The 25,189-nt window shown below is 39.0% G+C and carries 22 protein-coding genes; 13 read left to right on the forward strand and 9 right to left on the reverse strand.

Features of this window, described 5'->3' with window-relative positions:
- The first annotated feature begins 56 nt into the window (after positions 1 to 56).
- Entirely contained in the window at positions 57 to 947 is an 891-nt protein-coding gene (locus AC07VK_RS13785) for a hypothetical protein (protein WP_492952653.1), read from the forward strand.
- A 175-nt stretch (positions 948 to 1,122) separates the two neighbouring features.
- On the opposite strand, the gene AC07VK_RS13790 is transcribed toward AC07VK_RS13785, so the two are convergent.
- The 6 genes from AC07VK_RS13790 to AC07VK_RS13815 all read right to left on the reverse strand — a co-directional run bounded on the left by AC07VK_RS13790 (position 1,123) and on the right by AC07VK_RS13815 (position 8,719).
- Positions 1,123 to 1,314 carry a hypothetical protein gene (locus AC07VK_RS13790; protein ID WP_492961117.1) on the reverse strand — a complete coding sequence of 64 codons (192 nt, stop codon included), beginning with the start codon at positions 1,312 to 1,314 and terminating at the stop codon, positions 1,123 to 1,125.
- Positions 1,301 to 1,753, reverse strand: a complete 453-nt coding sequence (locus tag AC07VK_RS13795) for a DUF1572 family protein (RefSeq protein WP_492961119.1) — start codon at positions 1,751 to 1,753, stop codon at positions 1,301 to 1,303. The genes AC07VK_RS13790 and AC07VK_RS13795 overlap by 14 nt, the downstream gene beginning before the upstream one ends.
- A gap of 321 nt (positions 1,754 to 2,074) precedes the next feature.
- On the reverse strand, positions 2,075 to 2,806 hold the full coding sequence (locus AC07VK_RS13800) for a head GIN domain-containing protein (protein ID WP_492952657.1): 732 nt from the start codon (positions 2,804 to 2,806) through the stop codon (positions 2,075 to 2,077).
- A 266-nt stretch (positions 2,807 to 3,072) separates the two neighbouring features.
- Positions 3,073 to 4,725 carry a M1 family metallopeptidase gene (locus AC07VK_RS13805; protein ID WP_492961121.1) on the reverse strand — a complete coding sequence of 551 codons (1,653 nt, stop codon included), beginning with the start codon at positions 4,723 to 4,725 and terminating at the stop codon, positions 3,073 to 3,075.
- A 74-nt stretch (positions 4,726 to 4,799) separates the two neighbouring features.
- On the reverse strand, positions 4,800 to 6,665 hold the full coding sequence (locus tag AC07VK_RS13810) for a CocE/NonD family hydrolase (protein ID WP_492961123.1): 1,866 nt from the start codon (positions 6,663 to 6,665) through the stop codon (positions 4,800 to 4,802).
- Positions 6,666 to 6,847: 182 nt separating this feature from the next.
- Positions 6,848 to 8,719 (reverse strand): CocE/NonD family hydrolase, encoded by a 1,872-nt coding sequence (locus tag AC07VK_RS13815; RefSeq protein ID WP_492961125.1) that lies wholly within the window; start codon positions 8,717 to 8,719, stop codon positions 6,848 to 6,850.
- 240 nt (positions 8,720 to 8,959) lie between these two features.
- Here AC07VK_RS13815 and AC07VK_RS13820 point away from each other — a divergent pair, with 240 nt between their 5' ends.
- From AC07VK_RS13820 to AC07VK_RS13845, 6 genes are all read left to right on the forward strand, one after another.
- A complete protein-coding gene (locus AC07VK_RS13820; protein ID WP_492952661.1) occupies positions 8,960 to 9,796 on the forward strand; it encodes a DUF6515 family protein in 837 nt (278 codons plus the stop codon).
- Between the two features lie 239 nt (positions 9,797 to 10,035).
- Entirely contained in the window at positions 10,036 to 11,196 is a 1,161-nt protein-coding gene (locus AC07VK_RS13825; RefSeq protein ID WP_492961127.1) for an esterase-like activity of phytase family protein, read from the forward strand.
- A 25-nt stretch (positions 11,197 to 11,221) separates the two neighbouring features.
- Positions 11,222 to 11,887, forward strand: coding sequence for an HAD family hydrolase (locus AC07VK_RS13830; RefSeq protein ID WP_492961129.1), 666 nt, complete (start codon positions 11,222 to 11,224; stop codon positions 11,885 to 11,887).
- 44 nt (positions 11,888 to 11,931) lie between these two features.
- Positions 11,932 to 12,540 (forward strand): DUF2306 domain-containing protein, encoded by a 609-nt coding sequence (locus tag AC07VK_RS13835; RefSeq protein ID WP_492961131.1) that lies wholly within the window; start codon positions 11,932 to 11,934, stop codon positions 12,538 to 12,540.
- Positions 12,541 to 12,577: 37 nt separating this feature from the next.
- Entirely contained in the window at positions 12,578 to 13,129 is a 552-nt protein-coding gene (locus AC07VK_RS13840; RefSeq protein WP_492961133.1) for a Crp/Fnr family transcriptional regulator, read from the forward strand.
- A 63-nt stretch (positions 13,130 to 13,192) separates the two neighbouring features.
- Positions 13,193 to 13,546: a bleomycin resistance protein gene (locus tag AC07VK_RS13845; protein ID WP_492961135.1), complete on the forward strand. Its 354-nt coding sequence runs from the start codon at positions 13,193 to 13,195 to the stop codon at positions 13,544 to 13,546.
- A 101-nt stretch (positions 13,547 to 13,647) separates the two neighbouring features.
- Here AC07VK_RS13845 and AC07VK_RS13850 read toward each other — a convergent pair whose 3' ends face one another.
- Complete coding sequence (locus AC07VK_RS13850; RefSeq protein WP_492961137.1) at positions 13,648 to 14,280, reverse strand: response regulator; 633 nt, start codon at positions 14,278 to 14,280, stop codon at positions 13,648 to 13,650.
- Complete coding sequence (locus AC07VK_RS13855) at positions 14,273 to 16,288, reverse strand: ATP-binding protein (RefSeq protein ID WP_492961139.1); 2,016 nt, start codon at positions 16,286 to 16,288, stop codon at positions 14,273 to 14,275. The genes AC07VK_RS13850 and AC07VK_RS13855 overlap by 8 nt, the downstream gene beginning before the upstream one ends.
- Before the next feature lie 146 nt (positions 16,289 to 16,434).
- On the opposite strand from AC07VK_RS13855, the gene AC07VK_RS13860 reads away from it, so the two are divergent.
- The 6 genes from AC07VK_RS13860 (at position 16,435) to AC07VK_RS13885 (ending at position 23,786) form a co-directional block, all read left to right on the forward strand.
- Complete coding sequence (locus AC07VK_RS13860) at positions 16,435 to 16,833, forward strand: hypothetical protein (RefSeq protein WP_492952669.1); 399 nt, start codon at positions 16,435 to 16,437, stop codon at positions 16,831 to 16,833.
- Between the two features lie 312 nt (positions 16,834 to 17,145).
- Entirely contained in the window at positions 17,146 to 18,552 is a 1,407-nt protein-coding gene (gene lpdA / locus AC07VK_RS13865) for a dihydrolipoyl dehydrogenase (protein ID WP_086548980.1), read from the forward strand.
- A gap of 397 nt (positions 18,553 to 18,949) precedes the next feature.
- Positions 18,950 to 20,497, forward strand: coding sequence for a choice-of-anchor I family protein (locus AC07VK_RS13870; protein ID WP_492961141.1), 1,548 nt, complete (start codon positions 18,950 to 18,952; stop codon positions 20,495 to 20,497).
- A 504-nt stretch (positions 20,498 to 21,001) separates the two neighbouring features.
- Entirely contained in the window at positions 21,002 to 21,820 is an 819-nt protein-coding gene (gene thiD / locus AC07VK_RS13875; protein WP_492961143.1) for a bifunctional hydroxymethylpyrimidine kinase/phosphomethylpyrimidine kinase, read from the forward strand.
- Positions 21,817 to 22,470, forward strand: a complete 654-nt coding sequence (locus AC07VK_RS13880) for a TenA family protein (RefSeq protein WP_492961145.1) — start codon at positions 21,817 to 21,819, stop codon at positions 22,468 to 22,470. Before thiD ends, AC07VK_RS13880 begins: the two co-directional genes overlap by 4 nt.
- A gap of 110 nt (positions 22,471 to 22,580) precedes the next feature.
- On the forward strand, positions 22,581 to 23,786 hold the full coding sequence (locus AC07VK_RS13885; protein WP_492961146.1) for an MFS transporter: 1,206 nt from the start codon (positions 22,581 to 22,583) through the stop codon (positions 23,784 to 23,786).
- 570 nt (positions 23,787 to 24,356) lie between these two features.
- Here AC07VK_RS13885 and AC07VK_RS13890 read toward each other — a convergent pair.
- Entirely contained in the window at positions 24,357 to 25,160 is an 804-nt protein-coding gene (locus AC07VK_RS13890) for a hypothetical protein (protein WP_492952674.1), read from the reverse strand.
- Positions 25,161 to 25,189 lie beyond the last annotated feature (29 nt).

Raw genomic sequence — 25,189 nt, forward strand, 5'->3', positions numbered from 1 at the left:
TCTTACAAAATGTTAAACCTGTTGTAAATGATTGGTCTTTTTGCTCAATTTGCCGCGTGAAAAGATTTACCATCCTATTTTTAGCACTCTTGTTTGGCAAGCGGATGCAGGCTCAAGAGATTCAGAAGTCTTCAACTGATCATACCCCAACCTCAAAAAGTTTATTTAATCCTGAGCATAAAAGGAATTTTTCGCGTAAAGGCGATTTCTTTTTTCATTGGGGCTACAATAGTTCGTGGTATGGGAAAAGTGATATCAGGTTTCAAGGCCCGAACTACGATTTTACTTTAAAAGATGTAGTTGCACACGATAGACAATCGAAATTGAGCTGGGATTATTTAAACCCTGGACTTATCACCGTACCGCAATACAATATCCGCGCAGGTTATTTTATCAAAGATAACTATAGCATCTCAATCGGTTGGGACCACATGAAATACGTAATGGACATCCCACAAACAGTAACGATTACTGGTCACATCGGGCCAAATATTTCTCCAACCAATACCCCTACAGGTAATTTGGCAGGAGATTATAACGGACAAAGCATTAATGTTAAAGAGAGCATGTTAACCTACGAGCATACCGATGGTTTTAATTATGCAAATATCGAAATTGAGCGTTATGATGATATTTGGGTGGCTCCGGGCGGCAATACTTCCTTAACCTTAGAAACCGGCTTGGGTGGAGGATTAATGGTGCCACGTTCAGATGTACGTTTGTTCGGCCAGGGCAGAAATAACCACTTCAGTATTTCGGGTTATGGTGTTTCTGCAAAAGTTGGTCTTAAGTTTTATGTGTGGAAAAACGTTTACCTACAAAATACCACTAAGTTTGGCGCTACCAATTTAACCAATGTGCATACCACTGGCTGGGATGAGTACGACAAGGCCAGTCAGAAGATTAACTACATCGAAAATATGTGGCTAATCGGGGTTCAGTTTTAAGATATAAGAGGAGGCTTAGACCTCCTTTTTTGTTTTAGGTGTGACCAGTTGGTGTTGCTGCATTACAATTTTCCCGCAGATTGAAAAGATCAACGCAGAATATTGCTTTCGGCTTAGTGATTAAAAATAGCCACGGAACCACTGAAGACACGGAGAATGTTTATTATCTAATTTTTCATTCTAAGCTGCTGTCTTTTATTTTGGCTAAATACTGCATTACAGCATCTTCTGCCTTTTTGTTCTGTTTGATGTTTTCAGTATAAAGATCAATTCTCAGGTTTTTATAAAGCGCTACTTCCGTTCGCAATGAGGATCTGGCATAGATTGCTTTTCGCTGGTCGCATAACACCTGGCTACAGTTCGCCATCCAATAACCTTCGGTGATAATTAATCTGCCCTAAGTGATAGGCTAAATGTGTGGTAAGGTGAACCAGAAAGAATTCGGTTGATGTTTTCTCCTGAAATACCAGCATTGGGTATTCGCTATTGAGCTGTTCTCCTGTTATTTTACCCAGTGTTTCGTTAACCACAATTATAGTTGCTTCAATCATGTTGATAAGCTGCTGTTTTGGTACATCTTTTAACGAAAATTCCAATTCGCGATTGCGAATATAATGGCTGCCACCCAAAGTTGCACCGATATAAGTATTGAGGTTTCCGATTAAATGCAGGCAAAGGTTTCCTGCCGAGTTTGCAATGCTTTTATCTAAAATCCATAAGTTCGCGTCGTTTTTGTAGGACTCGATTTCGGATTTTAGTTTGTTTAAATCCCGGTTGAAAAGTGTTTTTAAGGTTTCGGTAAGCATATGCGGATTCTTAAGGGATTATTTGAGATATTGTTAGGCGAATATAATAGTTTGAAGCTGAAAAGGGATTTTTCTACCCTATTACGCTATCGACCTATGTATATAAACCCGATAAAATTAAAAGTCAGATCCTTAGTCGGGTTGAGGACTTGAAATGATTGCAGAAAAGATGCTGATCTGTAGCGCAGCGGAAAGCTACGCAGTAAAACAAGTTCAGCATGACGATCGCATTGGGAGATAGTGCTAAAAAATGAGCTCCAATTCCATAAAAAAAACACCTGCAATTTCTTGCAGGTGTTTCTCTATTAAAAAGGCTTTAATTTATACTTTTCTTACACCACCTGAGCCAACAACAGTTTTATCGACACTTGGGTTGCCTGAATAATTTACGCTTCCTGATCCGCTGATTACCGCTCTAATGCTTTCGCTTACGGCGATGTTTACGGTTCCTGAACCACTGATGGTACTGGTTAAAGTTTTTGTAGAAAAAGATTTACCGGCAAAGGTACCTGAGCTGCTGATTACTACTTTTGCATGATCTGCACCGCCTGTAATGTTTATTGCACCAGAACCACTAATTACACCATTGTAGTTGTCTACATCGGCGGTTGCTTTAATGCTTCCCGAACCGCTTACAGTTGTGGTTAAGCTACCTGTGCTAATTTTTCCGTTAACGCTTAAGCTGCCATCACCACTTACGGTTAAGCTGGCCAACTCTTTTGCTGTTACGTAAGCGGTGATTTTTTTGCCTTCGTATTTTCTAGTCCAGCTAGTAATACTGGTTTGGGGGCGGATAACCAAAACATTGCCTTTTACCTCGGTAACAATTGAGGCCAATGCATCTGCATCGCCTTCTAAACGGCAGCTTTCGCTATTGCCCAGCGTTACAATCACGTTTATTGGGCCTGCTGCAGCAACTCCATTGAAGTTTTTTACCTCTCTGTCGTCGCCATTATTTTTTGAAGTGTTGATGCTGATCTGATTTTTAGCAATTACATTAATACTAGAGGTTAATGTTAAGGATGCCAATAATATTGCAAATACTTTTTTCATGGGTATAGATTTTATTTTTTTAGATAAATAATGAGCTTTTCTTATAAGACGATGGTTTTGTTGAAAAGTTGCATAAGATGAAATTTAATTCTCTTTATCAGTGATATTCGGCCATGCTCAAAAATGAAGCTGTATCATGAAAGTAATTTCTCTTCCGGTTTTGTCATGTTGAGCCTGTCGAAACACATAAAAGCATATTTAACTAAGTCCTTCAACAAGCTCAGGATGACAAATTCTATATTTATGATATAGCCGCTGGGATTTAGTTACTCTTTTTTTGTATTAATGTAAAACAAAGGATCGTGTTTGAAATTATTATCGTTTATGCTGGCATCCACTTTAACTGTTTTCCAATCGTTTGTAGGCTTAATCAAGGTATAAGTGCCTGTTTTTAATGTTACACGCACAGGCATATCAAAACCTTTAACATCGGTTATCCAGCGATAAGATAAAGTGCCATTGTTGATTTTATATTCTAAAACAGGGATTTTGGTAAAACGTAAATACTGATCGAAAACTTTATCCAGTTTAAGCCCGCTTTGTTTGGTGATGTAATTTTCGATCTGCGCAGTAGTCACCGTTTGATGGTAAAATGTCTTGCTTAGCCCGCGAAGAATCTGTCTGAATTTTTCATCGTTATTAATCAACTGGCGAATGGTACTAATCAAATTTGCACCTTTTGGGTACATATCGCCCGAGCCTTCTTTGTTAACACCGTAAGGGCCAATAACCGGAATATCGTTTTGGATAATTTTCTGTAATCCGATTACATACTCGTCTGCAGCCGCTTTGTTCTCAGTACATTCGGTAAACAATACCTCTGAATAATTGGTGAATCCTTCGTGAATCCACATGTCGGCGATATCTTTTGAGGTAATGTTATTACCGAACCATTCGTGGCCGCTCTCGTGGATGGTAATGAAATCCCACTTTAAGCCATGGCCGGTACCGCTTAAATCTTTACCTAGATAACCTGGTTTAAACTGATTGCCATAAGCTACTGCACTTTGATGTTCCATACCTAAATGAGGTGCCTGAACCAGTTTGTAGCCGTCTTTGTACCATGGGTAAGGGCCAAACCAATATTCGAAACACTTTAGCATAGGTTTAACATCGGCATCCCAATGTGGGCGGGCTTTGGCGCTATCGGTCTGCAGCGCCCAGTAATCGATGCTGAGTTTTCCGTTTTCACCATCGTAACTGTCTTGCCAGTGGGCATATTTGCCAATGTAAAAGGTTACATCGTAATTGTTGATGGGATTAGCGACAAACCAATTGTATTGTTTGTAACCATCAGCTTTATCGACGGTATTTCTCAGTCTTCCATTAGATATTTCCTGCAAATTTTTAGGAACGCTAATGCTGATTAACATACTATCTACCTCATCGCTCTGGTGATCTTTATTTGGCCACCATACACTTGCGCCTAAACCCTGGCAGGCCACAGAAACAAAAGGATTGCCGGCTTCATCTTTTTTGAAGATAAAACCGCCATCCCAGGGTGGTGTTTTTGCTACAGTAGGATTACCAGAATAGAAAACGGTAAATCTATCTTTGCTTCCTTTTTTAACTGCTTTAGGAAAGGTTACGAAAACCGCATTGTATTCTCTGGTAAAAGGTAAATTGGCGCCCTTATATACCACTTTATCTACTTTTAAGTTATCAAAAAGATCGAACTGTAATTTGGTGAAATCTTGCGTTGCGGTAAAAGCAAATTCATTGCTTCCGCTAACTGATTTCTGGTCGATATCGATCTTCACATCTAAGTGGTAATAATTAATATCGTAGCAGGTACGCAAAGGGGTAAGTGTTCCGCGGAGGCTGTCGGCCCTTGAGTTTACCTGGTTTTTGCCGAGTAGTTGTGCCTGCGCAGTTGAAATGCCAAGGGCTATGGAAAGGATGAATAGTAACTTTTTCATTTGTTATGTTTTCTTGATCGTTTAAAACGATTGGTAATTGCACGCTCGTTAGAAACGAGCGTGAGCTTATCAAATTATTTTATCACATCAACTTCGATAAAACTATCGTTAAATACAGTTTGCGTGGCTTTAATATAATCGGCTTCGGTTGCTTTATATGGGTTTTCTACAAATTTCTGTGGATTGCGTGCAAATAAAGGGAATGCTGTGCTCTGCACCTGGATCATAATCCGGTGACCTTTTTTAAAGGTGTGTAATACATCCTGTAGCTGAAAGTTCACATCCGTTTTCTGGTTGGCTAACAAGGCCTCAGGTTTTTCGAAACTATTGCGGAAGCGGGCAGGCATAACTTCCGAACGTACCATTTGCCAGTAATTGCTCAAAATGATATTCTTGTTTGGCATATACGGGTTGTTAGGTTCGTCTGCTGGATAAACATCGATCAGTTTTACAATAAAATCTGCATCAGTACCCGTGGTTGCAATTTTAAGGTGCGACATAATTTCGCCTCCTAAGGTAATATCGTTATCCAATACATCGGTTTGATATACCAATACATCTGGTCTTCTGCCTGCAAAACGTTGGTCTTCACTCATGTAATTGTGTGGCGTAAAGCCCAATGTTGTAGTTAAATCTTCGGTATATGGAACTGGCTTTAATGGATCGCTGATATAATTTACTGAGCCAGCTGCAGCAGGTGCAGTCATGCTGAGCTTACCATCGGCACCCAGATATAATTTTTGTTTAGTCGCCTTTTCTGTTGGCCATTTGGCAAAAGTTTCCCATTGTTTTTTACCGGTATCGAACATATAGGCTTCAGGCAGGCCAGAGTTTTTATCACCATTGCCTTTTAAAAAGTGATTGAAGAATTTAGCTTCAATTTCTTTCTGGTAGAAGGTAGCAATGCTATCACCGAAATACACATTGCTATGCATGGTATGACCAGTTTCGCGGCTCCATCTTCCATGCCCAAATGGTCCCATTACAATCGTATTGTAGGCATTAGGGTTTTTCTTTTCGATGGTTTTATAAATGTTTAGTGGGCCTGAAAGATCTTCAGCATCGTACCATCCACCAACAACCATCACCGCAGGTTTAATGGTATTGTAATGTTTCAACAATCCACGTTTTTGCCAAAAATCATCGTAATTTGGGTGGTTAACGGTTTCTTGCCAGAAAAAATTATCCTTGTAATATTTGTCTGCATTGCTTAAAGGACCTAAATCTAAAGCAAACTGATAACCATCTTTTGTTTTTGGAAGGATTAACTGGTTGTTGTACCAGGCTTTGGAAGTAGTATCGGTTTTCTGCACGCCAAATACCGGAAAAGTCATGAAATAACTCTGCAAAAATGATCCGTTGTGGTGGAAATCATCAAAAAAGAAATCTGAAATCGGCGCTTGTGGCGATGAGGCTTTTAAAGCAGGATGATTGCTCAAAATTCCTGCGGCAGTGTAAAAGCCCGGATAAGAAATTCCCCACTGGCCAACTTTGCCATTGTTGTTTGCTACGTTTTTAACCAGCCAATCGATGGTATCGTAAGTATCAGAACCTTCATCAACATCTTTTTTGCTTTTTTTGTTATCGATAACCGGGGTCATATTGGTCCAGGTACCTTCGCTTTTCCAGCGACCGCGCACATCCTGATACACCATAATATAACCCTCTTTCATCATCAATTCTGACGGGCCTAATTTTGCAGGAAATTTATCTTCACCATAGGGGGCAATGCTATAGCAGGTACGTTGCATGATCATTGGGTATTTTTTATCCTTGGCTGCATCTTTAGGTGTGTAGATGGCGGTAAAAAGTTTAGTTCCATCGCGCATTGGGATATAAACTTCTTTTTTGGTGTAGTTGGCTTTTGGATATCCTGCATCACTTTGTGCAAAAGCAGAGGATGCTGAAAGCAGGATAATTATTAGTTTTAAGTATTTCATTTTATTATAATAAGTTAGTTATTTATGTGTTTGGTTCGTGATGACAAGAACAAAGGCACTATAGTATTATTTTCGTCATTGTGAAGCACGAAGCAATCTTAATACCATGCCTTTAAGATTGCTTCCCCGAAAGTCGGGGCAGGCTGTCGGCTGAAAGAGCCTTCTCGCAATGACGGATTTTATTATTTCAACACCGAAACTGTAATAAACGAGCTGTTGTGCACATCGTGATAAATTTTGTGTGTAGCTTTTTGAAAATCATGTGGTTCTGCCTGATAGATATCCATAAATTTCTGGGGATTGCGATCAGCTAAAGGGAACCATGAGTTTTGAACCTGAATCATAATTTTATGGCCTTTTTTAAAAGTATGCGCCACATCGGGCAAAGGGTAATTTACTTTTGTGATGGCACCTGGAACAAAAGGCTCAGGTTTTTCGAAACTGTTGCGGTATTTTCCACGCATAATTTCTCCGCGCACCAGCATTTCGTAACCGCCCATAATCAGGTTTTTAGGGTTAGGTTCTGGATTTGGCGCATCTTCTGGATAAACATCAATCAGTTTAACTACATAATCGGCATCTGTTCCAGTAGTCGAAACCACCAGGTTGGCCAAAACAGGACCTGTTAAGGTAATATCTTCTGTTAAAGCGTCGCTTTGGTAAGTTTTTACATCCGGACGGCGGGCAGCAAAACGCTGGTCATCGATCATGTACTCGCGGGTACGTTTGGCCTGAATGCCATCCTGGTAAGGTACAGGATTATTCGGATCGCTCACATATTCATCCCAGCTATCGGTTCTGCCCACTTTTTCGAAGCTGAGCTTCCCATTGGGCTGTAAATACAGGTTTTTATTTTCTACTTCTTGTGGTGGCCATGTTTTGAACTTTTTCCATTCGTTACTTCCGGTTACAAAAATATTGGCTTCTGCTGCATTAAAATCGCCTTCACCTTTTAAATAATGTTTAAAGAAAGGCAGCTCGTATTGCTCCTGGTAGTCGATACTGGTGGTTTTGCCAAAAGGGATATCGCCAAAATAAGAACCATCACTACGTACCCAGCCGCCATGGAACCAAGGTCCTGCAACCAGAATATTGTTGGCGCCAGGATTTTGTTTCTCAATTGCTTTGTAGGTATCAAAAGTTCCATAGGCATCTTCTGCATCGAAAAAGCCGCCCACCACCATCACAGCAGGCTTTACATTGGTTAAATGTGGCGTAATTAAACGTGCTTTCCAGAAGGTATCTAAGTTTGGATGTTTAAATAAATCGTTCCAGAATTTAATGCTGTCTGCAAAGTATCTGTCTTTCAGGTTTTTAACCGATCCGGCTTCTAAATAAAAGCGATAATTGTCTTGAATGGGGAACTGAAAACCTTTAGGCCCTTTATCTGGTGTAATCGGTTTAGGTCTCGGCACGCCAAAATTGCCCATAAAACTGAAAGCATCCATTAGGAATAATGTACCACGGTGGTGGAAATCATCCCCCATAAACCAATCGGTAACTGGCGCCTGAGGCGACACGGCCTTTAACGCAGGATGTGCATTTGGCAATGAAGTAGTAGAATAAAAGCCAGGGTACGAAATGCCATAAATTCCGGCATTGCCATTGTTGCCTTTCACATTTTTAACTAACCAATCGATGGTGTCGTAAGTATCCGTACTTTCATCAATAGCTGTTTTAGATTTTTTTCCAACCAGTTGAGGACGGATATCGGCAAAAGTGCCCCCACTCATCCATCGGCCTCTTACATCTTGATATACAAAAATGAATCCCTCACGCATCATCGCCGGAAAATTACCCAAACTCAGCTTATATTTATCTTCGCCATAAGGTGCAACGGTATAAGGTGTGCGGTTAATTAAAAATGGATATTTTTTGGTTTGATTTTTGGGTATATAAATGGAAGTGAAGAGTTTAACCCCGTCGCGCATGGTGATCTGGCGTTCTATTTTAGTGTAGTTTTCTCTAACATATGCCGAATCGGTTTGCTGGGCTGTTAATTCATTAGAAATAAACAGACAAAATAAAAGACTGAAAATTCTTGTAAGGTTCATTTAAGCTAGTTTTTAGGAATAAAATTTAAATATAGGTGATTAGTGATTGATTAGAAAAAATAGCCCGTAAAAGGTTTGTTAGCAAAGATGTAATGATGTAAAATGGTAGATATATGATGTATTTTGTTATTAAAACCCTGCATTCGTCATCACTTTATCAAAATTTAGTTAAATAGTGTTAAGGGATAATCTTTTGGGAATTTTCACCGTCATATACAGAATCGACATAAACACAAAATAATGAATAGGTTATTAAATAAAGGACTGGTTGTTTTCGCTGCAGCAGCGATGATTGCAACCTTGAGTATTGAAAGCGTTTCGGCACAGCGGCCAAGTAGGAGTGGAGGTTCTTCTGGAGGTGGTAGATCTGGTTCGATAAGCCCATCTAGGGGTGGTGGTTCTATTTCCAGACAACCATCCATGCATGCGCCAAGTAGAGGTAGTTATGCACCGAGTAATGGCGGTCGCCCGCCAAGACCCAATTACGGCTATAACAGACCAGGTTATCGCCCAGGTTCAGGGTATGGTAGGCCAGGTTATGGTTATCGCCCGGGTTATGGAAGGCCTTATTACAGACCGTACTATAGTTATTATAATTTTTATAGGCCGTTTTTAGGTTTTAGGATTGGCGTATTGCCCTATGGTTATTATCCGTTTTATTATGGCGCCAATCAGTTCTATTATTCGGGCGGATTGTTTTACCAACAAAACAACAGCCAATATGAAGTAGTAACCCCGCCAGTTGGTGCCGAGGTTCCGAATTTACCATCGGATGCTAATTTGGTTACTATTAATGGTGTTGATTATTACGAATACAAAGGTGTTTACTATACCCAAAAAGAAAATGCTGATGGTAAAACCGTATATGTGGTTGCTGGAAAAGACGGTATTTTAAATACAACTGATGGTCCGGTTGATACACATAATATAGGTGATATTATTAATCAACTGCCAGAAGGATGCAGAGAGGTAACCATTAAAAACGAAAAGTATTTTGTTTCGCCCGATGATGTTTATTATGAAGAAATAGTAGATGGAACAAATATTACTTACCGCGTAATTGGTAAGTTGTTTTAATCTTAATTTATCAGTGTCAGATGGTAACATCTGACACCACTTATAATTCTAATAGATGTGCAGTTGGATGTTACCATCCGACTGTTTTTGTTTTATATCCGAAAGAAATTGAACGGATAGTGCCAGATGATAACATCTGACACCACAGGAAAAAATAGCTTTCTTAATGTTCTCAATCTCTTGATGATAGACTTTTTGCAGCAAAAAAATCCATATTTTTACGGCCTAAACATTTCGATTTGAAACCTGTAGCGCAGCTCTTCCTTGTTTATTCAGTTCTTGTCATTGTGCTTTCATCTTGTTCTGCAACTAAGTATGCTTTGGTTAAGCAGAATGAAACCAGTATTTCGTCTGTAAAGTTTCTGGATGAATACATTATGCCCTTAAACCCGATTTTCCAAAATACGGTTGTTGGTGGTTTATCGGGGATTGATTACGATGTAAAGCAAAACCAGTATTACATGATCAGTGATGATCCATCACAGCATAGTCCGGCGAGGATTTATACCGCACAGATTGATATCAAAGAAAATAAGATCGATACCGTTCGGGTAACTGGTGTTACTTATATCTTACAGGAAAATGGGAAACCATACCCTAAATACGGTACGGATAAAACTGTTAAACCTGATGGCGAATCGGTTCGTTATAACCCCTTAACCCAAAAATTACTTTGGAGCAGTGAGGGAGAAAGGTTGTTTAAGGATGGGGATACTACAATAGTTCAGCCTAGCTTAACCTTCATTTCTACAGATGGGAAGTTCCGCGATACTATTCCAATGCCTAAGGGTTTTCATTTTACAAAAACCGAAAGTGGGCCGCGCAAAAATGCTTTATTTGAAGGTTTAACTTATGCCGATCAATACAAAACATTATATGCAAGTTTGGAAGAACCGCTTTATCAAGATGGACCTCAGGCTGCTTTTGAATATGATAAAGCCTTAACACGGATTTTAAAATTTGATGTAGCTACAAAAAAAAATATTGCCCAATACGCTTATAATCTGGATGCAATGCCAGTTAAGCCTACCGTTGAAAACGATTGGAATGTAAATGGAATTTCCGAAATACTAGCCATTAACAACCATACGCTTTTGGTAATGGAAAGGGCCTGGGCAAAGGGGCACGATGATCATACCTTTTTAAAACTTTACCTGGTTGATTTAGGGGGTGCTGAAAATGAAATCGGTAATCGCGCTTTTGTACAAAACCCTCCAAAACCATTAACCAAAAAATTGCTTTTCGATTTCGATTCCTTAAACCGGCATATCGATAATTTTGAAGGCGTAACCTTTGGGCCAAAATTGCCAAACGGACACCAATCGTTAATTTTTTGTGTAGATAATAATTTTGGTAAATCTCAGGTACAACAATTTTTCTTATTTGAGATCATTCCCTAAGAATTGTTCCTGTTAAAAATTTATAATGAGTAAAATAAAAGCATTACTGTTTGATTTGGATGGTACATTAATTGATTCTGAAAAGTTTCATTTCGATTGTTGGAATAAGTTTTTGTGTGAATACGATGTTACGTTGGATTTTAAGGATTGGTTAACAAATTACGCTGGAATCCCCTTGCCCAAAAATGCAAAAACTATAATAGACAGGTATAAAATTGAAGAAGAGTTAGAAGGTTTTATTAACAGAAGAGAAAAGATAACTTTTGATGGTTTTAGAACAACTGATATTCAGTTAATGCCCTTTGCATTAGAGTTTATCAAGTTTGCTTATGAAAAAGGGCTCACGCTGGCCGTGGTTACGGCTAGTCCTAAAATTGATGTTGAAGCCGTTTTTGAGCGGAACGGTCTGGCTAAGTATTTCAGTTTGTTTATTACCCGAACAGATGTAAGTAAATCTAAGCCTGATCCCGAAAGTTATAATCTTTGTGTTGAGCGATTGGGTTTTGAAAAAGATGAGTGCCTTGTTTTTGAAGATACTTTAAATGGGGTTAAATCTGCTCTGGCTGCGGGCATAACCTGTTACGCCATTCAGAGCAATGTACGGGCGCATCAAAAATTAAAAATAGCCGACGAGTTGTTTCTCAGCTTTGCCAATGCCAAAGAATTTATGCTGCAAAAGGAATTGATTTAGTTCTTGAAAATTAACTAGCTTAGTATAAAGAAATAAGACTTTGTATGGTAAAAAAAGGATTATGGGTTTTATTTGCAACCTTCGCATTGCTGATTGGACTCTACCCAACGATTTACTTTTTGATCGATAGGAAATTTGGGTTGTTAAATTCAAAGTCGGTTGAGTTGTTGACCAATACTTTCTGGAACATTGGTTTTTATATACATATCATTTTCGGAGGAATCGCTTTATTTATCGGTTGGACACAGTTTAGTACGAAAATGAGAAATAGGCGCATGGCACTTCACCGAAAACTGGGTAAAGTTTATGTGGTCGCTGTACTGTTTAGCGCATTAGCAGGTATTTATATTGGCTTTTTTGCAACAGGAGGATGGGTTTCTTCCGCTGGATTTATTTGCTTAGGCATCATTTGGTTTTACACTACTTTAAAGGCTTATTTATACATTAAACACGGTGAAATTGAAAAACATCAAAAAATGATGGTGTATAGTTATGCGGCTTGTTTTGCTGCCGTAACATTGAGGGTTTGGCTGCCAATTTTGACAATGGTTTATGGCGATTTTTCAAAAGCGTACCTGGTTGTCGCATGGTTATGCTGGATTCCGAATTTGATTGTTGCCTATTTAATCACCAGAAAAATCGCTAATCAATAAGTTATTTTGATCCTACATCCTTTGCAATAATTAGTTTATGATGTCAGCCCAGGAAATTTTAGCCAGTGTCGGATCATTTTCATCTCATGATTTGCTTCTTTTTGAAGAAAAGACGGTGCGAAAAATATTTCGCAAAAATGATATGCTGTTGCGCGAAGGTGAGATTTGTCAATCTGTCTATTTCATCCTTTCGGGATCTTTTGTTCAGTTTCAGTCCGATCATACAGCCGAAACGATCATCGATCTACACCTGCCCAAAGAATGGATGTATAACCACCCAAGTTTGATTGAACAAAAGCCATCAAGTACAACGATTAAAGCATTTGAGGATACGGCAGTGGTTGAATTGAGTTTAAGTAACCTGCATGATCTGATTGCCAGGTCGCAGTCTTTCTTAAACCTGGGAAGAATTTTTGACCAAGCTAATCACCGGACTTACCTTTTCGACAATGCATTAAGTCCGGCACAAAAATATAATTATATTAAAAATGCCAAACCACTCATTGTACAGGTTTTTCCAGTCAAAATGATCGCTTCATACCTTAAGATTGCCCCTGAAACATTGAGTAGGGTAAGGGCAAATCATTGAATTTCCTGATTTGGATCAAGTGGAGCTTTTCGGAAAAATACCGATTTTTGAAATAAAAAAAATATGCTTACAGATATTAACCCAAAACTTCCCATGCGTGATAAAGCAATCACCAGAGATTTTTATGTGAATAAATTAGGCTTTAAAGACATTGGGAGTGCAGATTTTAAAGATTACCTGATGGTACAAAAGGATCAGGTTCAGATTCACTTTTTTCTGTTCGAAACATTAGATCCAAAAGAAAACTACGGCCAGGTTTATATCCGTACAAACGATATTGATGGGCTGTACAAATCTATGCTCGAAACTAAAAGCATTCATCCCAATGGAAGCTTACAAACAAGACCATGGGGGCAGAAAGAATTCGCAATGCTTGATCCAGATAGCAATTTACTCACATTCGGGCAGGAGGGTTAAGAGGGGTTCGTTGGTCAATGGTTGATAGTTTACGGTTCATTGCTAAGGGCTGATTGTTTAATAGCGTAATCTACTCCAAACGCTAAACCCCCAGCTCTAAACTAAATTAGCAACTGTTCGGTAGCGATATTGATTAATTCAATAGAATTTTTAACAGCTAATTTCTGCATCATATTACGACGGTGTGTTTCTACTGTTAGTGGACTTAGAAAAAGCTCATCTGCTATGCCAGCGGTTGTTTTTCCCTGTGCAATTAATTGAAGGATCTGTTTTTCCCGCTTGGTGAATTTTGGTCGTCCTTTTAAATCATTTACTGAAGGCTTGGCAATAATTTCTATAACTTCTCTACTAAAGGCCAGTTCTCCTCTAAGCGCAGTTTCAATTCCGTTTTTTAGTTCCTCTACTGAGGCATTTTTTAAAATGTAACCACTTGCCCCATTTTGCAGAATCTGCATGATGATACTTCTTTCGGTATGGTTGCTAATGGCAATAACGACTGTTTTTGGCGATAATTTTTTAATCTGCGCGCATAATTCAATACCATTACCATCAGGTAACATAATATCGAGCAGTACAATATCTATTTCGTGGTTATTTAAAAAGGAAATTAATGCGCTGCCCGACTGGAAACTACCTACTACATGCATATTTTCGAGGTTGTTGATTAAGGAAACGATTCCTTGTATAACGATCGGATGATCATCAACAACAGCTAATTTAATGATGTTACTCATAACTGATTGGGATTTCGATATTTATAGTTGTACCATTGCCAGGATGCGAATCGATTTCGAAAGTGCCTTTAAGATAGGCTACTCTATTTTTAATGTTTTCTATTCCTAATCCTTTTTTATAGGTTGAGGTATTAAATCCAATTCCATCATCTTCAACCGTAATGTAAAACCGGTTTTTATTTTCGCTGCATTGTAAAACTACTTCAGAAGCCTGAGCATGTTTTAGTGTATTGGTCAGTATTTCCTGTACAATTCTGTAAATAATTATCTGTTCTTCAAGTGCAATATGTTTAGAAATATTTAGTGCTTGAAAATCAATATGCATATGCTTGCTCATCGCCGATTCTGCCAGGTCTTTTAATGCCGTTTCCAATCCGAATTTTAATAACGTTTGTGGCATCATATTCCGGGCAATGTGCCTTAATTCGGTAACTGAATTATCCAGCTGATGAACAATTCTTTGTAGTTCTACATCATGCAATTGCACTTCCCTGTGTTTTGCCCAGTTGGATAAATTAATTTTTAAACCCGATAACATTCCCCCCAAACCATCATGCAAATCCTGTGCTACCCTGTTCCTTTCTTTTTCTTCAGCATTGAGCATGGCTTTGCTAATTTCCAATTGCTGTTGTTGTTGTAACTCGGCCACTTTCTGTTTATAATTTATTGTTCTTTGCGCTGCAAGCTTTTTATAGCCTCTGAAGTAAAAGTATAATAGGATAACACTGATTAAAAGAAAAAAAGACGCTGCGATTAATAGAAAATTTGTTGTTTTATTGTTCTTAATAATTAATGCATTTTGTTTCTTTTCTTTATTTAAGCTGGCTATTTTTTTTTGGTTCTCTGCATTTTTATATTTAATTTCTAATGCATTAATATCTTCTTTGAGTTTACTTTCATTTAGGCTGTCGCTTAATGCTTTGCTCTTTTTTATCCAATTATAAGCCTCTTTAATGTCGCCATTAGCATAGTTTACTTCTGCAAGCGCTTCGGTCATTTTGAGCTTATTCGTTGCTAATGTATTTATTTCTGGCTGATCGACAATCTGCAGCAAGATTTTTTTAGCCAGGGCAAAATTTTTCTGTTTAAAAAGAACTCTGTATTTCTCAAATATTACTTCCTGCAAAGAATAATTGTCGCTCAGCTTTTCGGCCAGTTTAATGGCTTTGTCCGCATCTAACAGGGCAAGCGAATATTGTTTGGTGTTAATAAAATAGCGCGTAGTGCTTTTGTAATAGTCGAGCCAAAATATTGTCATCGGATAGCCTGTAGCCACATGCGCTGATTTATCCAATATTGTTTTAGCCAGATCCAGGTATTTTTTGGTGTGACTATAGTTTTTTAAATGATAATAATTTCCTGCGGTAGTTAGGTAAGCATTGATAAGTAGATAATATTTATCAGGAGAAGTAGCTTTTAAGGCATTTAGCCCCTCTTGCAGGTAAGGTGTTGCTTTTTCGTATTGGCCAAGGTTTGTAAATATCGTTCCGATGGAGACGTATTCTGTACCTAAAAAGTCTTTGTCGCCAGCCTTTTTAGAAAGTGGTAAAACACGGTTGATCAGTATATCGAGCGTTGTTTTAAGATCGTCTTTATGCTGTTGAATTAAGGCGTAGTTATGCCATACCATCGACCTTAACCGATACACGCCCTTTGTATTAAACTTGCTCAATAACGAATCGGCGTGGATGAGTAGTTTTTCAGCCTTTGCATAATTCCGGTCTTGGTAGATCAAAGACTCGTACCAGTGTGACCTGGCCACAAGCAAAGGATACTTTTTGCTCCAGGTTTTTGCCTTGTTCAAATATGATACTGCTTTGGTACTATCATGATCTACCCAGAAATCAGTTAGTTTAAAACCCGCCTCCGCCTTAATACTATCGCGCGAGCTTCCATTTAAGATGCGATTTAGACTGTCAGTATATTGCTGGTCGGCTGGTTGCAGCTGCGCTAGGCTATTCAGCGAATAGAAAGTCAGTAATGCCAGAAAGAGGATATAATTTCTCATTAAACTAAAAATGCACGCTTTATTTCTCAACCAGAAATTAAACTCAGAATATACCTGAAATCAGGTAGAAAAAAATGGTATTATCTGATTATTGTAAAGCAAAGTGCTCATTTGTTTATTTGTAATTCTATTTTTTAAATCTAATTATGAAAAACATCAAAATTAAAACATTTGTACTTTCTTTTTTTGCCTTAGTGTTGTTTACAGGTTTAATGTCGTGTAAAAAAGATGAGGGCGAGTCGCCATCAAAATCTTCACACAAGGTAGTTTTTAAACTCGAAGCATCGGCAGGCAGCAACATTAGCACGGTAGTTTACGGCTACGATTCGCAGATTACCACCGCAACGAGCCTTAGTGGAACTACCTGGACAAGTCAGGAAATTACGGTGCCAGCAGGAACCATTTCTATAAACATTGCTGCAAATGCTTTAGGGGCCAACGCAAATTCTACGCTCAAAGCACAAATCTATGTAGATGGAGAATTAAAAAGAGAAGGTACATCTAGCGGTGCAATCTTAAGCGCATCAGCATCTTGGGGATTATAGTTGGTTAGTTAGTTCACTGGTCATTAGATTATTGATGATGGCCTTTGAGGTTCATTAGTCCATTAGGTTTATTTGAGTTAAATCAAAACATTTTATAGTCTTAAAGTAAAATGTTTTCATACGCTCATCAACCTATGGACTTTTGAACTTTTGCAGCATTATCCTGTTAGGCCTCATATTGAACCATCAGCCAATGCTATAAGCCAATAACTTATAAACCAAAGACTAATAAGGCGATTTCTATTCCCTAATGGACTTTCAGCTTTCCGCCTTTTTTCCCTACATTTGGCTAATCAAAATTCTCAAAAAATTATGCAATACGATGTCGTTGTTATCGGTTCAGGGCCGGGCGGTTATGTAGGCGCAATCCGTTGTGCTCAGTTAGGTTTAAAAACTGCAGTTGTTGAAAAATATAAAACTTTTGGAGGTACTTGCTTAAATGTAGGTTGTATTCCATCTAAGGCTTTATTAGATTCTTCAGAGCATTTTCACAACGCTGCTCACACGTTTACTACCCATGGTATCAACTTAAAAGATTTAAAGGTTGATATGAAACAAATGATCGCCCGTAAAGACGATGTTGTTGCCCAAAATACAGCTGGTATCACTTATTTGTTCAAGAAAAATAAAATCGATTCTTTCGAAGGTGTTGGTTCTTTTGTTGATAAAAATACCATTCTGGTAACGAAAGCCGATGGTTCTACAGAAACCTTATCTGCTAAAAACGTAATTATTGCTACGGGTTCTAAACCAACAGCTTTACCATTTTTGCCAATCGATAAAAAACGCATTATAACCTCAACCGAGGCTTTAAATATTAAAGAAGTGCCAAAAACGATGGTGGTAATTGGTGGTGGCGTAATCGGTTTAGAGTTAGGTTCGGTATATGCCCGCTTAGGTACAAAAGTATCTGTTGTTGAGTTTTTACCGTCTATTATCGGTACTATGGATGCTGGTTTGGGTAAAGAACTTCAACGGGTGTTAAAGAAAACTTTAGGTATGGAGTTTTACATGGGCCACAAAGTTACCGGCGCTACTACTAAAGGTAAAACGGTAACTGTTACGGCTGATACCCCTAAAGGTGAATCCATCTCTTTAGAAGCCGATTATTGTATTGTTGCTGTTGGTCGTACGGCTTATAGCGAAGGTTTAGGTTTAGATAAAATCGGTATTACTGTTGAAGAAAGAGGTAAAAAAATCCCGGTTAACGAACATTTAGAAACTTCTGTTAAAGGTGTTTATGCTATTGGCGATGTAATTACCGGCGCCATGTTAGCACACAAAGCAGAGGATGAAGGTACTTATGTTGCCGAAACAATTGCCGGTCAGAAACCACATATCAATTATAACTTAATCCCTGGTGTGGTTTACACTTGGCCAGAGGTTGCTTCTGTAGGTTTAACCGAAGAGCAGTTAAAAGAAAAAGGCGTAAAATATAAAGCAGGTTCATTCCCTTTCAAAGCCAGTGGACGTGCAAAGGCGAGCATGGATACCGATGGTTTCATTAAAGTTTTGGCCGATGCTGCTACTGATGAAGTTTTAGGCGTACACATGATTGGCCCACGTGCTGCGGATATGATTGCAGAAGCAGTTATTGCAATGGAATTCCGTGCATCTGCAGAGGATATTGCACGTACCTGCCATGCACACCCAACTTATACCGAAGCACTAAAAGAAGCAGCACTTGCTGCAACTGATAATAGAGCCATACATATTTAATTATTAAACAGCCGTTATACTGAACTTGGTTTAGTATTTGCCTGTTGAATAAGATGCTGAAACAAGTTCAGCAAGACGCGTAGAGAAAATCCCGGTATTTGTGCCGGGATTTTTTGTTTTAGCGCTTCTACCGTCATTTTGAGCGGACCCGATAGCTATCTGGTGCAGCGAAGTCGAGAACCCGAAAGCCCAGCGGAGCTAAATCAGCCTAGATAGATCTCTCTCCCGAATGCTCGGGACTACGTTCCAGTTGAGGTGACGACGGGTTTCGCTTTACTCTTTCTCCTTTACTCTTTTTGCTTTGGTCTTTATATTTTCTTAATAAAATGATAACAAATAGCGCCTATAAAATAGCGTTGTGTGCTTCTATTTTTGCGGTTCAGATATTAAACAAACCATGAACTGTAAAAACTTATTTGGTGCAATCCTTATTGCTTCATTGGCATTTACTGCCTGCAAAAAAGATCCAACTGATGACCCGATTGTAGATCCTCCGGTTGAAGCTATCGTTCCTGAAAAAATCGACAGCTTTAAAGAAACGGCTTCTATCGATTTAGGAAGCGAATTTGCTTCAGAAATTTCGGCTTATGATCCCTTATCCAAGAGATTGTTTGTAGTGAGCAATGATGGTGGCACCAAAGTGGATATTGTTGATATGAGTAAATATCCAACCGTTACAAAATTGCAGACTTTAACCTTTGCGAATAATGCGGGCATTAACAGCGTTGCAGTAAGTAATGGTTTATTGGCAATCGCTTTAAATGGTGCTGATCCACAGGGAAATGGCGATGTAGTGGTATTAAAAACGTCAACTTTAGAAGAGGTTAAAAAAATTACCGTAGGTGCCATGCCCGATATGGTAACTTTCAGTCCTGATGGAAACTATATTTTATCGGCTAACGAAGGTGAACCAAACCTTGCATATACTGTTGACCCTAAAGGAACCATTTCAATCATCAATATAAAAGATAACTATTCGGTAAAAACATTGGATTTCGCCGCTTTTGAATCGCAAAAAACAACTTTACTTGCCGGTGGTTTCAGAATTTACGGTTTAAATGCAAGTTTTACACAAGATATCGAACCAGAATATATTGCAATAAGCAGTGATTCTAAAAAAGCATACGTTACCCTACAGGAGAACAATGGTGTTGCCGAGGTAGATATTGTTGCAGGAACGATTACAAAAATTAATCCCTTAGGCACAAGAGATATCAGCCTGGCCGACAATGCCTTTGATGTATGCGATAAAGACAGTAAAAAAGTTTTAGGTACATGGCCAATCAAGGCTTTTTACCTGCCAGATGCAATCTCATATTTTACGGCTGGTGGTACTGCCTATCTGGCCCTGGCCAATGAAGGCGATACCAGGCAAGATTATACACCAAAAGATGCAAAAGAAGAGGTGCGTGTAAAAGATCTTGTTTTAGACCCGGTTAAATTTCCTAATGCAGCAACGCTACAGTTAGATGCTAATTTAGGAAGACTTACGGTAACGAATACTGCTGGTTATACCATGGCTGGTACCAATAAAGTATATCAGGAATTATATTCAACAGGTGGAAGAAGTGTGAGCATTCTTAATGCAAATACTGGGGCTTTGGTGGCCAACATTGGTAAAGATTTAGAGCAACATGTAATTGATGCAGGTAAATATGATGATGACCGGTCTGACAATAAAGGTGTAGAGGTAGAAAGTGTAACCGTTGCGCAGGTGAATGGACAAACTTTAGCTTTTATTGGTATGGAACGCGCTGATATGATTGCTGTTTATGATGTAACTATACCGGCATCACCAAAATTTGTTCAACTATTCTCTACAGGCGATGCTCCTGAAGGTTTACTGTTTGTTAAACCAAAAGATAGCCCCAATGGAAGAAGTTTATTAATTGTGTCAAACGAAGCAGATGGTACCGTTCGGTTCTATCAGCCCGATAAAATATAGTCGCTCTATCCCTTTATTAATATTATGTTTTAGCCCCGATGAAAATCGGGGTTTGTTTTTTCTCTTGTCGTCATTTCGACTGAAGCTCACCGGTTTTTCATCGGTGGCGAAATGGAGAATCTACGAAGGGCGATACATCAATCTTCTTTAGAAGATCTCTCTCCCGAAAGTTCGGGACTGCGCTACAGTCGAGATGACGATTAACGCAAGAATGTATACTTTTATTTTCTCAAGATTAAGCCCTATATTGCGCTACAAAATAAAACTTTAGGGGTGCCTTCAAATAAGTTGGCTGAGAACATACCCATTTTGAGGTTAAAGGTAGAAGGTAAAGAGGTAGAGGGTAATGTCCTTCAGCCTTAAAACCCTCCAACCATCAACCTCAAATGAACCTGATCCGGATAATGCCGGCGTAGGAAATTAGTTTGTCTGCAAAAATTGCGTAAAAATGCATACTGCATTTGAAGACTCCTGAAGTTATACAACAAAATGAAGTCTTTAGCAATGAATTATATTAATGTGTTAACCATAGCCGGCTCAGATAGCGGCGGCGGTGCGGGCATTCAGGCCGATTTAAAAACCTTTTCTGCCTTGGGCTGTTTTGGTACTTCGGTAATCACAGCTGTAACGGCACAAAATACAATGGGGGTGCGTTCAGTGCATGGCATTCCAGCAGAAATGATTAAAGATCAGTTAGAGGTGGTATTGGAAGATATAGCGCCTGTGGCCATTAAAATCGGCATGATCAACCGTGCTGAAGTGGTGCAGGTAATCGAAAAGCAATTAAAAACCTATAATCAATATGTTCCCGTTATTTTAGATCCTGTTATGGTAGCCACCAGTGGCGATCGATTAATCGAGCCTGATACCGTAACCCAGTTAGTTGGAAAACTATTTCCCTTGGTAACATTGGTTACCCCTAATATTGATGAGGCCATTATCCTTTCAGGGCAAGAGATCCATAACCTCGATGGTATGATTGCTGCGGGTAGAAAAATTATCGAAAAAGGTGCAAAAGCAGTTTTAATAAAAGGAGGACACTTAATAGGCCCAATCATTTACGATGTTTTTATCACTGGGAACGATGCGCCTGTGGTATTAGATAGTGTCTTTATTGCTTCTAAAAATCTACATGGAACAGGTTGTACACTTTCATCCGCCATAGCCGCCGAAATGGCCAAGGGTAACACCTTACTTATCGCAATTAAAAATGCGAAAAACTACATTAGCCAAGCGCTACAGGCCGGTAGTGAGGTAAAAACTGGTAAGGGCAACGGCCCATTAAACCATTTTTTCGAACCTTTAAAATTAATTATCCAATGAAATGGAGCACACAGGCATGGAAAAGGGTACAGCCCATTTATGCCAAGATTTTAGCAATGCCTTTTAATACCGAATTAAGCAATGGCACGCTGCCTATAGAAAAGTTCATCTTTTATCTGGCACAAGATGCCTATTACCTTTTGGAGTTTGGCAGAACTTTAAGCACCATTAGTAGCCGTATGCAGGATGCAGATTTAGTGATGGCCTTTGCGGGGTTTTCTACAGGTGCGATTTTTGCGGAGCGTAGTTTGCACGAAAGTTATTTTGTAGAATTTGGTCTAGCTAACGAAGTGCAGCCCACACCGTCTACACTTTTGTATACCAATTATATTCTTAGTCAGGCCGCGTACGCCAATGTAGAAATTGCAGTGGCGGCTGTTTTACCATGCTTTTGGATTTATAAGGCAGTGGGCGATTATATTTTTGCACAGCAAAATGGCGACAATAATCCATACAAAAGGTGGATCGATATGTATGCAGGCCCAGAATTTGCTGCTGCAGTAGAAAAAGCGATTGATATTACCGACCAACTGGCAGCGCAGGCTAATGCAGTAACTCAACAAAAAATGTTAGCTGTTTTTGAAATGGCAACCCGTTTAGAATGGATGTTTTGGGATAGTGCATATGGACTGGAAAAATGGAAAATCTAAGATTTTAACCTCATAAGCTCTAAATATTTTGATAAAATGTTAAAAACTTGTCGGTATTTCCAATAGATTTAAAGAACTTTGTAGCTCAATCTATAATTTAAAACATCATTTTGGAAGAAAGCACGCAAGGACAGGAAATTTTAAGTAAACAAGAAGATAAACCTGTATTAGCGCAAAGCTCTCCGAAACAAGTACGATTTGCCATATCTGCCTTTTACTTTATGCAAGGGGTGTGCTTTGCAAGCTGGGCCAGTAGGATTCCAACTTTTAAAGCTTCGATGGGCTTAAATGATGCAGAGTTAGGCTCCATTCTTTTTGCTTTACCTGCAGGACAGATTATCACGATGTTTTTTTCGGCAAAACTGACCACTCATTTCGGTAGTAAAAAAATGCTTGTAGCAACTGCACCGCTTTATGCAATTGCATTAACTTTTTTAGCATTGGCTACCACTGGCTGGCAGTTGGCTGCTTTTTTGGTTTTATTTGGCATCACGGGTAATCTTTGTAACATCGCCTTAAATACGCAAGGCGTTGCCGGCGAAAACTATTACGGCAAGCCCATTATGAGTTCTTTTCATGGAGCCTGGAGTATTGGGAATTTAACCGGTGCATTAATAGCGCTCGGTTTGGTTAACCTTAAACTAGGGATGTATACCCATTTTTGGATTATTGCCCTGATATCTTTAAGTAATGTGATGCTTAACCGGAAAAAGTTGCTAAACTATAATAAACCAGATGCCGTGGTGGAGAAAACGAAGTTATTTACCATGCCGCAGGGTATTTTAGTGTTATTGGGTGTTATCGCATTTTGTAGTATGGCCACTGAAGGAACAATGTTCGATTGGAGTGCTATATATTTTGAAGATGTAGTAAAGTTGCCTCATAATAAGGCGATTATAGGTTATGCCTCCTTTATGTTTATGATGGCAAGCGGAAGATTTTTAGGTGTGTTTTTAATCGGTAAATTCGGGCGGAGAAACCTCCTTCAGATCAGCGGAGCCATTATATCGATAGGGATGGCACTTGCCGTAATATTTCCAAACCTAATTGTCGCTATTTTTGGTTTTATGCTTATTGGCCTGGGTGTTTCGAGTATTGTACCAATGGTATACAGCATAGCTGGTAACAATAAAAAAGTGCCAGCCGGTAAAGCGATAACTATGGTTTCGAGCATTGGTTATTTTGCATTTTTATTTGGTCCGCCATTAATAGGCTATGTTTCGCAACTATCAAGCCTGCGTTATTCTTTCGGGATTATTTCTGTGTTTGGTTTGCTGATTACTTTCCTGATTACAAAAATAAAAGCGATAAACTAATATTAGGGAGCTAATCTGCTGTTAAAAATATATTTATCTTTAGAGCGTAGCGCCTGTACATAACGGAAAGTTCCTTCCCGTTTTACGTTTCGCTTCCTCGTACCTCGTTGCTGCAGGGTAACGCTGCAACCGGGGCTAGTTGGCCATAGCAGTATTTCATTTTACGGGTTGCAGGGTGCACAAACCCTTGTTTCTAAACCCGACTGGAGCGAACACGAAGTGCAACGGAGTAAAGCGTAAGGCGGGACTGCAAAGCGCCAAGAACCACAATCCATTCTTTTCCTTATAAAAAAACTATCGATTTCAATTGAAGCGGAAAGCCTGTACTAAACAAGAAGTTTCCTCCCGTTTTACGCTTTTACGCTTCGCTGCCTCGTACCTCGTTGCTGCAGGGTAACGCTGCAACCGGGGCTAGTTGGCCATAGCAGTATTTCATTTTACGGGTTGCAGGGGGCAAAAAACCTTGGTTGAATATCAGTATGCATTTGGCCATTGTCTTGTAGCTACTAACTGGTCAGCATTTTCTGGTTATAAGACCCTGAAATAAATTCAGGGTGACGCTTGTATATTCTATTCCTTCTTCACCAATCCATGTTCTTTTAGGGCGGCGATAGCCAGTTCGATTAACCTTAAATTTTCGTCCTGATGCCCATGCTGTACCTCAACATTAATATACGGAATATTATTTTGCATGGCATAAACCGAAAGCGAACCATCATTGGAAACAAATTTAGATTGAAGAATTACATTCACATTAGCCTTTTTTAAGCTGCTGAACAACCTTGGCTCGGTTACGTAAACAAGATCATCGCCATCCATCTGAAAGTTGATGTAAACCGAATCGGCAGTGCTAGCTAAATCATAACCTGGTAAATACGAAGAAATCCCAAAACCACCATCGGCATTATTATGCAAGGTTAAAAAATAACCCATGGCTTTTGGATCGTAAAAATCGACAATTTGTTTGCCTGCATTAAGTATAGCTTTTTCAACTTCGTTAGAGCTGAAAAAGTCTTTTTTTAACCTGGTTTTTACACCTACTTCAGTATAAATGGCATTGGGGTCTATACGATATTGATCATCCATATAGGTGAAATAATAATCTCTTACGCCGCCATATTGACTGTCGATGAGTTCGCCGCCGCTCCAACGGATATAATCAAAACCTGCTTTTACACCAGTATCTTCATTATCATGTACGACTAAAAATTTAATACCATTAGGTTTGTAACTGTACTTTACCAGCGTGATATCTAAGTTGTAAACCTTAACGAAACTCGAATCAGTAGTCATCGCCGGAAAAACAGGAGGGTGTTGAGCTTTTACTAAGAGGGTAGTGCAGATCAGAAATAGGCTAAAAATGAATTTAAACATAATCCCTAATATACAATGTTGCAACATAA

This window comes from Pedobacter sp. GW821-FHT01D05 (genome assembly GCF_059422505.1).

Excerpts from the sequence above, each read along its gene's own strand:
- AC07VK_RS13790 (WP_492961117.1), bottom strand. The coding sequence starts at position 1,314 with ATGGCGAACTGTAGCCAGGTGTTATGCGACCAGCGAAAAGCAATCTAT.
- AC07VK_RS13795 (WP_492961119.1), bottom strand. The coding sequence starts at position 1,753 with ATGCTTACCGAAACCTTAAAAACACTTTTCAACCGGGATTTAAACAAA.
- AC07VK_RS13800 (WP_492952657.1), bottom strand. The coding sequence starts at position 2,806 with ATGAAAAAAGTATTTGCAATATTATTGGCATCCTTAACATTAACCTCT.
- AC07VK_RS13805 (WP_492961121.1), bottom strand. The coding sequence starts at position 4,725 with ATGAAAAAGTTACTATTCATCCTTTCCATAGCCCTTGGCATTTCAACT.
- AC07VK_RS13810 (WP_492961123.1), bottom strand. The coding sequence starts at position 6,665 with ATGAAATACTTAAAACTAATAATTATCCTGCTTTCAGCATCCTCTGCT.
- AC07VK_RS13815 (WP_492961125.1), bottom strand. The coding sequence starts at position 8,719 with ATGAACCTTACAAGAATTTTCAGTCTTTTATTTTGTCTGTTTATTTCT.
- AC07VK_RS13820 (WP_492952661.1), top strand. The coding sequence starts at position 8,960 with ATGAATAGGTTATTAAATAAAGGACTGGTTGTTTTCGCTGCAGCAGCG.
- AC07VK_RS13830 (WP_492961129.1), top strand. The coding sequence starts at position 11,222 with ATGAGTAAAATAAAAGCATTACTGTTTGATTTGGATGGTACATTAATT.
- AC07VK_RS13835 (WP_492961131.1), top strand. The coding sequence starts at position 11,932 with ATGGTAAAAAAAGGATTATGGGTTTTATTTGCAACCTTCGCATTGCTG.
- AC07VK_RS13840 (WP_492961133.1), top strand. The coding sequence starts at position 12,578 with ATGATGTCAGCCCAGGAAATTTTAGCCAGTGTCGGATCATTTTCATCT.
- AC07VK_RS13845 (WP_492961135.1), top strand. The coding sequence starts at position 13,193 with ATGCTTACAGATATTAACCCAAAACTTCCCATGCGTGATAAAGCAATC.
- AC07VK_RS13850 (WP_492961137.1), bottom strand. The coding sequence starts at position 14,280 with ATGAGTAACATCATTAAATTAGCTGTTGTTGATGATCATCCGATCGTT.
- AC07VK_RS13855 (WP_492961139.1), bottom strand. The coding sequence starts at position 16,288 with ATGAGAAATTATATCCTCTTTCTGGCATTACTGACTTTCTATTCGCTG.
- AC07VK_RS13860 (WP_492952669.1), top strand. The coding sequence starts at position 16,435 with ATGAAAAACATCAAAATTAAAACATTTGTACTTTCTTTTTTTGCCTTA.
- lpdA (WP_086548980.1), top strand. The coding sequence starts at position 17,146 with ATGCAATACGATGTCGTTGTTATCGGTTCAGGGCCGGGCGGTTATGTA.
- AC07VK_RS13870 (WP_492961141.1), top strand. The coding sequence starts at position 18,950 with ATGAACTGTAAAAACTTATTTGGTGCAATCCTTATTGCTTCATTGGCA.
- thiD (WP_492961143.1), top strand. The coding sequence starts at position 21,002 with ATGAATTATATTAATGTGTTAACCATAGCCGGCTCAGATAGCGGCGGC.
- AC07VK_RS13880 (WP_492961145.1), top strand. The coding sequence starts at position 21,817 with ATGAAATGGAGCACACAGGCATGGAAAAGGGTACAGCCCATTTATGCC.
- AC07VK_RS13890 (WP_492952674.1), bottom strand. The coding sequence starts at position 25,160 with ATGTTTAAATTCATTTTTAGCCTATTTCTGATCTGCACTACCCTCTTA.